General features: G+C 74.2%; 16 protein-coding genes and 1 pseudogene. 8 read left to right on the top strand and 9 right to left on the bottom strand.

The window, feature by feature from the left end; genetic code table 11:
- Together ACFCX4_RS29630 and ACFCX4_RS29625 are read left to right on the top strand one after the other, a co-directional pair.
- A partial coding sequence (locus ACFCX4_RS29630) for an acyl-CoA dehydrogenase family protein (RefSeq protein WP_355372531.1) occupies positions 1 to 90 on the top strand: 90 nt, incomplete at its 5' end.
- Between the two features lie 49 nt (positions 91 to 139).
- Positions 140 to 250, top strand: a pseudogene (locus ACFCX4_RS29625) (GNAT family N-acetyltransferase); the annotation flags it as partial.
- 109 nt (positions 251 to 359) lie between these two features.
- Here the strand turns inward: ACFCX4_RS29625 and ACFCX4_RS29620 are convergent.
- Both ACFCX4_RS29620 and ACFCX4_RS29615 read right to left on the bottom strand, forming a co-directional pair.
- Positions 360 to 983, bottom strand: a complete 624-nt coding sequence (locus tag ACFCX4_RS29620) for a hypothetical protein (protein ID WP_376148967.1) — start codon at positions 981 to 983, stop codon at positions 360 to 362.
- A gap of 244 nt (positions 984 to 1227) precedes the next feature.
- Positions 1228 to 1827, bottom strand: coding sequence for an NAD(P)H-dependent oxidoreductase (locus tag ACFCX4_RS29615; RefSeq protein ID WP_376148965.1), 600 nt, complete (start codon positions 1825 to 1827; stop codon positions 1228 to 1230).
- Positions 1828 to 1885: 58 nt separating this feature from the next.
- Here ACFCX4_RS29615 and ACFCX4_RS29610 point away from each other — a divergent pair, with 58 nt between their 5' ends.
- Together ACFCX4_RS29610 and ACFCX4_RS29605 are read left to right on the top strand one after the other, a co-directional pair.
- Positions 1886 to 2539, top strand: coding sequence for a class I SAM-dependent DNA methyltransferase (locus ACFCX4_RS29610; RefSeq protein ID WP_376148962.1), 654 nt, complete (start codon positions 1886 to 1888; stop codon positions 2537 to 2539).
- A gap of 358 nt (positions 2540 to 2897) precedes the next feature.
- A complete protein-coding gene (locus ACFCX4_RS29605) occupies positions 2898 to 3392 on the top strand; it encodes a peptidylprolyl isomerase (protein WP_376148959.1) in 495 nt (164 codons plus the stop codon).
- Positions 3393 to 3691: 299 nt separating this feature from the next.
- Here the strand turns inward: ACFCX4_RS29605 and ACFCX4_RS29600 are convergent, their stop codons facing one another.
- On the bottom strand, positions 3692 to 4132 hold the full coding sequence (locus ACFCX4_RS29600; RefSeq protein ID WP_376148957.1) for a DoxX family membrane protein: 441 nt from the start codon (positions 4130 to 4132) through the stop codon (positions 3692 to 3694).
- Between the two features lie 88 nt (positions 4133 to 4220).
- Between ACFCX4_RS29600 and ACFCX4_RS29595 the strand changes: the two genes are divergently transcribed.
- Complete coding sequence (locus ACFCX4_RS29595) at positions 4221 to 4787, top strand: TetR/AcrR family transcriptional regulator (protein WP_376148954.1); 567 nt, start codon at positions 4221 to 4223, stop codon at positions 4785 to 4787.
- A gap of 41 nt (positions 4788 to 4828) precedes the next feature.
- On the opposite strand, the gene ACFCX4_RS29590 is transcribed toward ACFCX4_RS29595, so the two are convergent.
- From ACFCX4_RS29590 to ACFCX4_RS29580, 3 genes are all read right to left on the bottom strand, one after another.
- Positions 4829 to 5353 (bottom strand): peptidylprolyl isomerase, encoded by a 525-nt coding sequence (locus ACFCX4_RS29590; RefSeq protein WP_376148951.1) that lies wholly within the window; start codon positions 5351 to 5353, stop codon positions 4829 to 4831.
- Between the two features lie 215 nt (positions 5354 to 5568).
- A complete protein-coding gene (locus ACFCX4_RS29585; protein WP_376148948.1) occupies positions 5569 to 5772 on the bottom strand; it encodes a DUF397 domain-containing protein in 204 nt (67 codons plus the stop codon).
- Entirely contained in the window at positions 5765 to 6628 is an 864-nt protein-coding gene (locus ACFCX4_RS29580; RefSeq protein ID WP_376148945.1) for a helix-turn-helix domain-containing protein, read from the bottom strand. The genes ACFCX4_RS29585 and ACFCX4_RS29580 overlap by 8 nt, the downstream gene beginning before the upstream one ends.
- Before the next feature lie 256 nt (positions 6629 to 6884).
- Here ACFCX4_RS29580 and ACFCX4_RS29575 point away from each other — a divergent pair, with 256 nt between their 5' ends.
- The 3 genes from ACFCX4_RS29575 to ACFCX4_RS29565 all read left to right on the top strand — a co-directional run bounded on the left by ACFCX4_RS29575 (position 6885) and on the right by ACFCX4_RS29565 (position 8347).
- Positions 6885 to 7250: an ATP-binding protein gene (locus ACFCX4_RS29575; protein WP_376148942.1), complete on the top strand. Its 366-nt coding sequence runs from the start codon at positions 6885 to 6887 to the stop codon at positions 7248 to 7250.
- A gap of 202 nt (positions 7251 to 7452) precedes the next feature.
- Positions 7453 to 7890, top strand: a complete 438-nt coding sequence (locus tag ACFCX4_RS29570) for a ribonuclease domain-containing protein (RefSeq protein WP_376148939.1) — start codon at positions 7453 to 7455, stop codon at positions 7888 to 7890.
- Between the two features lies 1 nt (position 7891).
- Positions 7892 to 8347 carry a barstar family protein gene (locus tag ACFCX4_RS29565; RefSeq protein WP_376148936.1) on the top strand — a complete coding sequence of 152 codons (456 nt, stop codon included), beginning with the start codon at positions 7892 to 7894 and terminating at the stop codon, positions 8345 to 8347.
- Between the two features lie 35 nt (positions 8348 to 8382).
- On the opposite strand, the gene ACFCX4_RS29560 is transcribed toward ACFCX4_RS29565, so the two are convergent.
- The 3 genes from ACFCX4_RS29560 to ACFCX4_RS29550 form a co-directional block, all read right to left on the bottom strand.
- Positions 8383 to 9060 carry a tyrosine-protein phosphatase gene (locus ACFCX4_RS29560; RefSeq protein WP_376148933.1) on the bottom strand — a complete coding sequence of 226 codons (678 nt, stop codon included), beginning with the start codon at positions 9058 to 9060 and terminating at the stop codon, positions 8383 to 8385.
- Positions 9061 to 9193: 133 nt separating this feature from the next.
- Positions 9194 to 9586, bottom strand: coding sequence for a hypothetical protein (locus tag ACFCX4_RS29555; protein ID WP_376148931.1), 393 nt, complete (start codon positions 9584 to 9586; stop codon positions 9194 to 9196).
- Between the two features lie 51 nt (positions 9587 to 9637).
- Positions 9638 to 10744, bottom strand: a complete 1107-nt coding sequence (locus ACFCX4_RS29550; RefSeq protein ID WP_376148928.1) for an FHA domain-containing protein — start codon at positions 10742 to 10744, stop codon at positions 9638 to 9640.
- Between the last annotated feature and the right edge of the window lie 165 nt (positions 10745 to 10909).

Below are 10909 nucleotides of genomic sequence, written 5' to 3'. Positions count from 1 at the left end.
GAGCGGATGATGCGGGACGCGAAGATCACGCAGATCTACGAGGGGACCAACCAGATCCAGCGGATCGTGATGGCCCGCAACCTGCCGTAGTCCCGGCCGCGGCGACGTCACCTTCGACCCCGGCGACCCGGAGGACCTGCCGCGCTCCGGGCTCCGGCGCCCCAACATCGCCGCCGACACCCAGGGCCGGGGCTACGGCCGCTTCGCCGTCGAGCAGGTCGCCGCCGAGCTGGAGCTGTCCCGACGGGGACGGCCGGGCGACCCGGCCGCCGCCGGGTCGCCCGCCGTTCGCCGTGCGCGGCAGCGCCGCCGCGGTGCGGGCCGCCGCAGGACGGAGCGGCCCCGGTCGCGGGACCGGCTCAGCCGACCAGGCGGAACTTGGTGGTCGGCACGTTCGGGAGGACGGCGCAGTCCAGGTCCGAGGCGGTGGCGCTGTAGGTCCAGCCGCTCGGGACGCTGCACGCCCACATGCCGTTGACCGGCTTGCGCAGGTGGAAGTTGTTGGACCGGACGCCCTGCACCAGGCTGCAGGAGAAGTCGTGGCCGGAGCGGTCGTAGGTGAACGCCGGGGTGGCGACGCACGCGGTCAGACCGTCGTACGGGACCCGCAGGTGGTACGCGTTGGAGGTCACGCCGGGCTGCTGGCTGCACGAGTAGCCCCAGCTGATCGAGTCGTGGACGAAGCCCGGCGCGCCGATGCACGCGGTCAGTCCGTCGACGGGCGTGCGCAGGTGGAACTGCGGGGAGTTCCAGCTGCCGCCGCCGCTGCAGCTGCGGTTCATGGACACCTGGTCGTAGACGTAGCCGGCCGGGACCTCGCACGCCCAGGCGCCGTCCAGGCCGGTGACCGCGGCGGTCCTGGCGGAGGCGGTCGTGGTGGCGGCGCCGGAGAGCAGCAGTGCCAGGGCGGCGAAGGCCGCGAGCAGGGTGGCCCGGACGGTCCGGGGGGTGCGTGCGGTTCGTGCGGTTCGTGCGACGGACATGGTTCTCCTTCGGTGGAGGAGTTGCCGGTGGATGCACGGTGCGGGCGGCGGTGGACGCGGGTGGGCGTGCACGGCCGCCGACGGTTCCGGGGCTTGTCCGACGGTTCCCGCCGCGCGCCGATGCGACGCGGACCGTCGGACAAGCCGTAGCACGCACGGCGTCCCGTCGGCCCGTTGCTCCGGTCCGGACGATCACTCCGGACCCCCCTGTCCACGCGCGTACGCGCCGTTCCTCCGGTCCGGCTCAGCCGATCAGGGCCGCCGCGTCCTCCCGCGCCCGGCGCAGCCACAGCGCGCGCTCGGCGGCCGAGGAGTCCGTCACGGTGCGGAACACCCGCCGGCGCACGTCCGTCACGCCGACGTACGGCAGTACGCAGGCCGCCCAGATCCGCTCCAGCGGATCCCCGAACTCCTCGCGCTCACGGGCCTCGGGGGTGTCGGAGGTGTTCAGCACCAGCGCCCGCCCGGCCCGCAGCAGCCCGACTGGCTCGCCGTCCGCCGTCCCCAGCTTGTAGGCGACCCCGGGGACCAGCACCCGCTGCACCCATCCGGTGAGCACGGCGGGCGGCATGCCCCACCAGTTGGGGTGGATCAGGACGAGCGCGTCCAGGGCCGCCACCTCGGCCCGGTGCAGGGCGAGCAGGGCGTCCGGGCTCTCCCCGCCGTCCGCCACGGTCTCCGTCTCGGCGGCGGTCAGCAGCGGGGGGAACCCCTCCGCGCAGAGGTCGTGCGCGGCCACCTCGCAGCCGCGTTCGCGGAGCTCCTCCAGTACGGCGCCGAACAGCGCGTGGTTGAAGCTCCCCGGCTTCGGGTGTGCCAGATAGACCCCGACCCGTTTCTTCACAGTCTCCCCTTCCGTCCCTCGGGACCGGCCGATCCTAACCCCGGTAGGGTCGGCCGGCGTGACCAGCAGCGAGCCCGAATTCCTCACCGCCGCCCGGACGTTCTACGACGCCGTCGCCGACGACTACGAGCGCTGCTACGGCGGCGCCCTGGCCGGCGCGACCTGGGACCGCGCGGTGCTGGGCGCCTTCGCGGAGCTGGTCACGGCGGCCGGCGGCGGCCGCGTCGCCGAACTCGGCTGCGGCCCGGGCCGGATCACCGGCCATCTGGCCGCCCTCGGCCTGGACGTCACGGGCCTCGACCTCTCGCCGAGGATGGTGGAGCTGGCCCGGGCGGCCCATCCGGCGATCCCCTTCGAGGTCGGCTCCCTGCTGGAACCGCCCTACGCGGACGGGGAGCTGGCCGGGATCGTGGCGTGGTACTCCATCATCCACATCCCGGCCGGGCTGCTCCCGCGGGTGTTCGGGGAGTTCCGGCGCGTCCTCGCTCCCGGCGCCCCGGTCGCCCTGGCCTTCCAGGCGGGGGAGGGCTCGCTGCGCGTCGAGGACCCCTTCGGTCATCCGGTCGCCCTGGACTTCCGGCGCCGGCGGCCCGACGCCGTCGAGGCCCTGGCCGCCGGGGCCGGTCTGACGGTCACCGCCCGCCTGGTCCGCGAGCCCGAGGGGGACGAGCGGACCCCGCAGGCCTACCTCCTGGCGCGCCGGACGGGGTAGCCGGCCCGCTCCCGGCCGCCGGGGCGGGGGCGTTCGGCCGGGAGCGCGGGCGGTCCGGGCATCCGGTGGCACGGGAGGGGGATCTCCGGGAACGCGTCCGCCGCCGGGGGCGAGCCACCGCCACCGGGGGTGCCGCTTCCGGCGCCGCGTACAGCGCGAGCGCGGTCTTTCCTACGCCCCCGGGCCCCGCCGCGGCGGACGCCGGGACGGGCCTGCCCGCCGTTTCCCCGTCCGCCCGCCGGCCCGGTCCGCCGATCGCGCCGTGCGGGGCCGGTTGCGTCGATCACCGGTCGGCGGAGCGTGACCGAAGGGCGGGGGGCGCCGCGCGGCGGCAGGCCCGGCATGCCATGATCCCTGCATGGGTTCCAACGTTTTCTTCGACATCACCATCAACGACGAGCCGGCCGGCCGCATCGTCTTCACGCTCTTCGACGACATCGTCCCGAAGACCGCGCAGAACTTCCGCGAGCTCGCCACCGGCCAGCACGGCTTCGGCTACGAGGGCTCGTCCTTCCACCGGGTCATCCCGGGCTTCATGCTGCAGGGCGGTGACTTCACCCGCGGTGACGGCACCGGCGGCAAGAGCATCTACGGCGAGAAGTTCGCGGACGAGAACTTCACGCTGAAGCACACCAAGCCGGGCCAGCTCTCGATGGCCAACGCGGGCCGCAACACCAACGGCTCGCAGTTCTTCATCACCACCATCGTCACCGACTGGCTGGACGGCAAGCACGTCGTCTTCGGCGAGGTCGTGGAGAACCTGGAGCTGGTGCAGAAGATCGAGTCGCTGGGCTCGCAGAGCGGCAGGACCAAGGCCAAGATCACCATCGCCAAGTCCGGCATCGTGGAGTAGGGGCTCCTCCCTTCCCTCCGCATTCGGACGCGGCCCGCCCACCGGCGGGCCGCGTCCGCGCGTTTTCGGGCCGTGTCCGGCCCGGCCGTCGGCGGTCCGTGCCGTGCCCGCCGTGGGGCCCGTGGCGGCGTGTCCGGCGTCGTGCCGCCGTCCGCGACCGCCCCCGCCCTGTCCGCCCTCCCGCCCGCCCCGCCCGCGCTCGCGGAGGCGCCGGCGGCGTTCGCCGGTGCGGGCCGCGCCCGGTGGCCCGCGGTGGTGGCGCGGGAAGCCGGCGGGTCCGACTTCCCGCGCGGCCGGGCTCAGACCGCCGCCGCCACCGCTGCCGCGACGAACAGCACCTGGAGCGCCGTGCGCGCGGGCAGTGGGGTGACCGGCTTCCCGGCGAGGGTGCCGCCGCTGCGCGCGGCGTGCACGTTGGCGGGGAACATCGCGAGCATCAGCAGGGCCAGTCCGGCGGCCGCCCAGGGTGCGAGCGGCCGGACGAGGAGGCCGGCGGCACCGGCGAGTTCGAGGACGCCGGTGAGCGTGACGAGCAGGGCGGGGCGGGGGAGCGCGGGCGGGATCATCGCGACGAAGTCGCGCCGGAAGGCGGGCAGGAAGTGCGGCACGCCGGTGGTGACGAACATCAGCGCCAGGGCGCCGCGGACGGCCGGCTGCCAGGCGTCGAGGGCGTCGACGGTGAGGAGGCCGAGCAGGCGGAGGACGGCGAAGCCGCCGAGGAGAGCGATGAGCGGTGCCATGCGGACACTCCAATCTTGTCACTGACAAGATTCCTGCGCGGGGGTAATCTTGTCAATGCCCAGATGGAGGACCGAGGAGAGGCCCGGCATGGAGAAGACCGAGGGTTACCACCACGGGAACCTGCGGCGGGCGGTGCTGGACGCGGCGCTCGCGGCGATCGGGGAGTCGGGGCCGTCGGGGTGGAGCCTGCGGGAGCTGGCGCGCCGGGCGGGGGTCTCGCACGCGGCTCCGGCACACCACTTCGGGGACAAGACGGGGGTGCTGACGGCGGTGGCGGCCGAGGGGTTCGGACTGTTCGCGCGGGCGCTGGAGGCGGCGGAGGGGGAACCCTACGGCTCGGGCGTGGCGTACGTGCGGTTCGCGGTGGACCACCGGGCGTACTTCGAGGTGATGTTCCGGCCGGAGCTGTACCGGGTCGCCGATCCGGAGCTGACCGCGGCGCGCGACCGGGCGGGGGCGGTGCTCGCGGCGAGCGGCCGGAAGCTGTCGCCGGGGGAGCGGGACGAGCGGACGACGACGATCGCGGCGTGGTCGCTGGCGCACGGCTTCGCGAGCCTGTGGCTGAACGGTGCGCTGCCGGAGAGCAGGGGGGAGGCCGATGTGGAGGTGCTGGCCGGGGAGGTGCTGCGGGTGGTGTTCGGCGGCGCGGAGTAGGGGGCCGGGCGGACCGGCCCCCCACTCCGGGGAGCGGCCGCTCAGCGGCGCTCGACGGTGACCGATTCGATGACGACGGGCTCGACCGGGCGGTCGCCGGGACCGGTCGGGGTGGCGGCGACGGCGTCCACGACCTTCTGGCTCGCCGGGTCCGTGACCTCGCCGAAGATCGTGTGCTTGCGGTTGAGGTGCGGGGTGGCGCGGGTGGTGATGAAGAACTGGGAGCCGTTGGTGTTCGGGCCGGCGTTCGCCATCGCCACGAGGTAGGGCTTGGTGAAGAACAGCTCCGGGTGGAACTCGTCGGCGAAGTCGTAGCCGGGGCCGCCGGTGCCGTCGCCGAGCGGGTCGCCGCCCTGGATCATGAAGCCGGGGATGACGCGGTGGAAGGTCGTCCCGTCGTAGAGGGGCGCGGTGGTGGTGGAGCCGGTGGCCGGGTCCGTCCATTCGCGGGTGCCCTCGGCGAGTTCGACGAAGTTGCGCACCGTCTTCGGGGTGTGGAACTGGAAGAGCTTGACGGTGATGTCACCGTGGTTGGTCTTCAGGACGGCGTAGTGCTGCGAGCCCATGGGGAGCGGGACCTTTCGACGGATCGGCCGGACCGCCCGATCCTGCCACGCGGGCCCGTGCCCGCCCGCCCGGGAGCGCCGGCCGTCGGCCGTGGGAGCGCGCCGTGGTGCCCCTGCGGCGCGCCCGGGCCCGGGCGCGGACCCGGAGACCGGGCCCGGATCCCCGGTGCGGCCCCTCCCCGGTCCGGGCGAGGGGCCGGCCGAGGCGCCGCGGGTCAGGCGTCGAAGTCGGCGTGGTGGTCGAATTCGCCGTTCCTGGTGCGGCGGAGCAGTCCGGAGAACGTGCGTGCGGTGGCGCGGATGACGATCTCCCCCTCGTCGGACTCGCGAAGCTCGATGAGGCTCTCGAAGGTGCGGACCTCCACGCAATCGCTCGAAGCCCCGCTATAACTCGACTTCTGCCAATCGAGCTCAGTCATGCCTGTCGTCCAATTCCTTCTTGATCGATCGGATGAAGCTCCGCGATCTGTCGATCGGAAGAGCCGTCTCATCCATGCGTGCGAAGAGTTCCCGGTGACTGTTCAGTTCGGCCTGCGAGTCGAAGAACAGCACACCTCGCGAGATGTCCATCTGCAGGGTGTCGAGTTCCGGTACGGGGCCGGTGGCGAACATGAGGTTCTCGCCGGACCCGATGAAGGTGTGCATGTCGAAGGGCACGGCCCGAACGGCTATCGAGGGTTGTTCCGAGGCCTCCAGCAGGCTCAGCAGCTGGTCGGCGAGGACTTTCGGGCCGCCGAACTGCATTCTCAGCGCCGCTTCGTGGATGAAGGCCGTGCAGGGGGCGCCGCCGGGGCCGATCGCCCGCTGCCGCTCCAGGCGGAACGCGGTGCGGGCATCGAGATCGTGCTGCGGGATCGGCGGGTTGATCCGCGCGAACACGGCGGTCGCGTAGGCCCGGGTCTGCAGGAGTCCGGGGACGTAGGTGGTGGCCCACGCGGAGAGTTGACGCGCGTGGCTCTCCATCTCCGCGACCTCCAGGAAGTCGGTCGACAGCACGCCGCGGTACTGCTCCCACCAGCCCTTGCCGCGCTCCGTGGCCATCTCGGCCAGGGCGTCGATCAACGGCTGATTGGTGCACTTGCAGACCGCGGCGATCGAACGCACGCGCTCCGCGCTCACGCCGATCTTCGCGCTCTCCGTCTGCGTCACCACGGACGGGCTCGCGCCGAGGAGCCGGCCCAGTTCCGTGCCGCCGAGCCCCGCCTGCTCCCGCATCTTGCGTAACTCCGCACCGAGCCGTCGCTGACGGAGGGTCGGGTTGCTGCGACCGGGCATGGCGTCCTTTCGGCGTCGAGTGGGGCCAGTGTGCCGCGTGGGCCGCTTGGGGGTCCAACCGGCGCCGGAGCCCCCGCTCCCCGTCCCACTTCAGGGGGAACCTTCGGCGCTATAACTAAATTTTTAGTGACCGTGCGCTAAGGTCATTCCACGCCGATCCGACGGACCGTCAGAAATGCCCATAATCCCGGTACTGGGCGCCCGATTTCCACCCGCTGCCTCGCGGTCACTCGTCACCACCCCCGGAGGTCCACCGTTGCGCGCCTTCAACCCGCCCGACTGCTCCACCGTCCGGACCGAGCTGCGCTCGCTCCTGCGTTCCGCCGGCTGGCGCGCCGAGGCCATCGACGACGCCGAACTCGCCTTCCAGGAGATCTTCGTCAACGCCTGGCTGCACGGCCGCTGCCCCGCGCCCGCCGTCCTCGTCAGCCTCCGGCCGACCCTCCTGCGCGTCGCCGTCTGCGACAACTGCCCCGACCTGCCCGAACCCCGCCGGCCCAGCGACCCCTACGCCCTCTCCGGCCGCGGCCTCCAGCTCGTCCGGGCCCTCACCCACCGCTTCGGCAGCGACCCCACCAGGACCGGCAAGGTCACCTGGTTCGAGCTGGACCGCGCCGCGTGAACGCGCCGGCGGGCCCGGCCCCCGGTGCCGGCGGTCAGGGCGCCCGACCCACCCCGACGGCTGTCCTCCCGGCCGCGGGCCATCACCCGGACGGGTGGGCGTGACGCTCTCCCCGGCGCGCCCGCGCGCGCGCCCAACCACCGCGCGGTACCCCTTCCCTGCGTACGCCCCCTCCCCGCCCCCGCACGGAAAACGGGTACCCATGACCCTCCGCCGTCTGGCGCAGGCCGCCCTGGTCCTCGCCCTCGCCTGCCCGGTCTTCTCCACCGTCCCCGCCCAGGCCGCCCCCGCCGCGGTCGCCACCCGCGCGGTCGTCCAGCCCCCGCTGCCCGTCGAGGACTTCCCGCCGCAGGTCGCACGGGCCTGCCACATCTGGCTCGGCCTCGGCTGGCCCGCCAACCGCCGTCCGACGGACTTCGAACTCCCCGGCCCGGAGTACATCCGCGGCAGCAACCCGTACCGAAACCGGAGCGGTGACCTCCCCCTCGAAGGCTCCTACCGCGAGTACGACGTCAACCCGCGTCCGACGCCCACCACCCACCGGGACGCCGAGCGACTGGTCCGCGACGAGGGCACCGCCCAGGTCTGGTACACCTCGGACCACTACGACAACTTCCGCGAGATCTCGGACGGTTGCTGAGGTGGCCGACGCGCCCGGAGCACCGCTCGGCCCGGCCCGGTGGGACCTCCTGCCGGGCCGGCCCTGGGCGGGCCTCGTCACCGGCGGCCACCGGATCGGGCTCGTCCGGGGCGTGAACTGCCGCACCGCACCGGCCCTCTTCACGGAGTGGGCCCACGCCCTCTCGTTCCCCGGTTACTTCGGCCGCAACTGGGACGCCTTCGAGGAGTGCCTCAACGACGTCCTCCACCCGCCCGGCACCGGACCCGCGGTACCCCTGCTCGTCCTCGTCACGGACGCCGACGCCCTGCTCGCGGACGAGCCGCCGCACCAACTGGCCACCCTCCTCGCGGTCCTGGACACCTCCGCCGCCGCGACCCCGGCCGACGACCCGCCCCTGCGCGTGCTCTTCACCACCACCCCGGCCGCCCGGGCCGCCACCGCCGAACGCCTCCGCTCCGCCGCCCGCACCGTCTGACGGGGCCGGCCGGCGGGGCCGTCCGGGAGCGGGCCTCAGCGAGGGGCCGCTGCGGCGAGGTCCTGGTCCGTGGCACCGTGCGTCCGGAGCCAGGAGGGCACCGACCCGTGGTGGCTGCGGATCCACAGGAACGCACGGTGCAGGTGCCCGGCCGCGACCGGCAGGGCGTGGTGCCCCCGTGGCTCCGGCGACCGGGCGGCGGACAGGCCCAGCTCGGCGTTGGAACGTACGAAGTCCGCCGTCACCTCAGCCTCGGAGGCCCCGGCCAGGGTCTGCACCAGGGCGACCACGACACCGGTCCGGTCCTTCCCGGACGCGCAGTGGACCAGCACCGCCCCCCGGTCCCCGCCGGCGGGCAGCCGCCGCAGCACCGTCAGCACGGCCCGGCCCGCGTGCTCGGCCATCGCCGGGTAGAGCTCCGCTTGCTCCTGCGGCCAGCGCCGCTCGGTGAACACCGGAACGTGCAGGTGCTCGACACCCGTCCGGTGCGGGACGTCCGGCCGGTCGGCGACCTCGGGCCGGCTGCGCAGGTCGACGACCGTGCGCACTCCCAGGCGCTCCAGCCCGTGCGCGCCCTCCGCCGACATCGCGTGCAGCGCCCCGGACCGGTAGAGGACACCGCCCGGCAGCGCCCCGACCCCACCGGCGTCCCGGAAGTTCCGCACCCCGTCGACACCCACCGCTTCCGCCGTCCCCGGCCCACTGATCACCATCGGCCCACTGTACGTTCGGGCCCCTGGTGCGCCGGCCCCTGGTGCGCCGGCCCCTGGTGCGCCGGGCCCTGCTGCGGCGGTGCCCGCAGGGTCCGGCGCGGCTCGCGGTGGTGCTCCCGCGAGCGCCGCCCGCTCAGAGCCCGATCGCGTGCAGGACCGGCCGCCCGGCGGTGCCGAGCCAGCCGGCCAGCGCGGAGACTGCCCCGAACAGGCCGGTCCCGGCCGTGATCGCGGCGCCGGCGGAGCCGAGGAGCCGGGTGATCCGGGAGAGCCGGTCCGCCATCGCCTCCTTGTCGGGCTCCGGTCGGGCGGCCTCCTGCTCGATCGCGGTCAGCTCGGTCCGGACCTCCGGCCGGACGGCGGACGGCAGCCGGGCACCGTCCACCGCCTGCCGCAGGTCTTCGACCAACCCGTGCAGCTCCACCTGGCCGGCGACGACCTGCCCGGACTGTCCGTCGTGGACGTGCTGGTCGTGCCCGACGTTGTTGACGACTCCGGCCTGCTGATTGCCGATGTTGAAGACCACGGTGGTTCGCCTCCTCCTCCCCCTTCCTCCCTCGCACCGGCGCGCCCGCGCCTACGCGCGCGACTGCGCCCGGTGCTGCGACGGGGGCGTCCGGCCCCCGCTCCGTTCGAAGCGCCGCACCCGGACGGCGCTCACCACGTACACGGTGACGCCGGCGAAGAACAGCACCAGTCCGGCCGTCGCCATCGTGAAGCCGATCCCGCCGATCGGCACGCCGCCGAACTTCACGCCGGTCAGGTCGGACAGACCGGGCTGGTCGACGTCGCCCGAGAGCCGGTTCAGCGCCCAGCCGCTCAGCCCGCTGCCGAGCAGGAGCAGCACGAACCCGGTCGCCACCAGGTGCCGGGCGCGGGTCTGCCAGGCGGTGATCCTTCGGAAGAAGACCTCCCGCCGCTGGTCGTTCGTGACGTAGGTGTACTGGTTGTAGTACTGGTCCCCGGCGACATTGCTGAGGTTCCCGGCCGCCGCCTGGTAGCCGACGTCGAACCGACGCGCCGACCGTGCGGACGGCTCCGACCGCCCGGCGCTCGCCGGCCGGTCCGCCCGGTCCGGGCGCGGTGGTGGCGGCGGTGGTGCTGGTGCGGGAGGCCCGGGAGGCCTCGGGGGGAACGGGGGCGGCTCCGCGGTCCGGGAGACCCCGGACCAGGCCTCCGCCGCCGCGGCCATCCCGGTGACCCGGCTCCTCCCGCCGTCCCGGGGCGGCCCGCCCGGCGCGGCGTCCGGTGCGGGACCGGGTGCGGCCTGCGCGGCGCCGCCGGGTCGGGCGTCCTCCGCGGGCCCGACCGTCTCGGTGCGGGCCTCGGAATCCGCGGTTCCCGGGTCCGCCAGGACGGTGGTCGCGGCCCGGTGCGGCTCCTCGTAGTGCAGCTCGACCGGCCCGACGTCGATCACGTCCCCGGTGTGCAGCACCTGCTGCCCGAAGACCCGGTGACCGTTCAGCCTGGTTCCGTTGGTCGACGCCAGGTCCTCGACGGTGGTGTGCCCGTCCGACCGCCGCACCACCGCGTGGCGCCGGCTGATCCCGGGGTCACCGACCCGGATCTGGCATTCGTCGTCCCGGCCGACCAGGAGCGGCTGTCCGGCCAGTTCGTAGACGCGGCCGCGCAGTGGCTCCGGGCTGTCGATGATCAGTCGCGGTAAATCCTGATGCTCCGGCATCGGGCGCATGGCACAACCTCCAGCCGATGAACCCTTTCCTCCAGTAAAGGCCACCGGGCCGCCGATGCCCAGCCATTGCCGGGCCGCGATCCGGCCCGTGACCGCGCGGCCACGCAGGGCGTCCGCCCCTTCGCCGCCGGGCTCCGCACCCGCGCGGTGCGGAGC

Origin of the sequence: Kitasatospora sp. NPDC056327, from assembly GCF_042261735.1 — a bacterium.
Taxonomy (GTDB): Bacteria; Actinomycetota; Actinomycetes; order Streptomycetales; family Streptomycetaceae; genus Kitasatospora.
This window is presented reverse-complemented; position numbering and strand designations above follow the sequence as displayed.

Coding starts and splice junctions, on each gene's coding strand:
- ACFCX4_RS29600 (WP_376148957.1), bottom strand. CDS start 4,132: ATGGCACCGCTCATCGCTCTCCTCGGCGGCTTCGCCGTCCTCCGCCTG.
- ACFCX4_RS29620 (WP_376148967.1), bottom strand. CDS start 983: ATGTCCGTCGCACGAACCGCACGAACCGCACGCACCCCCCGGACCGTC.
- ACFCX4_RS29550 (WP_376148928.1), bottom strand. CDS start 10,744: ATGCCGGAGCATCAGGATTTACCGCGACTGATCATCGACAGCCCGGAG.
- ACFCX4_RS29580 (WP_376148945.1), bottom strand. CDS start 6,628: ATGCCCGGTCGCAGCAACCCGACCCTCCGTCAGCGACGGCTCGGTGCG.
- ACFCX4_RS29560 (WP_376148933.1), bottom strand. CDS start 9,060: ATGGTGATCAGTGGGCCGGGGACGGCGGAAGCGGTGGGTGTCGACGGG.
- ACFCX4_RS29585 (WP_376148948.1), bottom strand. CDS start 5,772: ATGACTGAGCTCGATTGGCAGAAGTCGAGTTATAGCGGGGCTTCGAGC.
- ACFCX4_RS29590 (WP_376148951.1), bottom strand. CDS start 5,353: ATGGGCTCGCAGCACTACGCCGTCCTGAAGACCAACCACGGTGACATC.
- ACFCX4_RS29605 (WP_376148959.1), top strand. CDS start 2,898: ATGGGTTCCAACGTTTTCTTCGACATCACCATCAACGACGAGCCGGCC.
- ACFCX4_RS29595 (WP_376148954.1), top strand. CDS start 4,221: ATGGAGAAGACCGAGGGTTACCACCACGGGAACCTGCGGCGGGCGGTG.
- ACFCX4_RS29570 (WP_376148939.1), top strand. CDS start 7,453: ATGACCCTCCGCCGTCTGGCGCAGGCCGCCCTGGTCCTCGCCCTCGCC.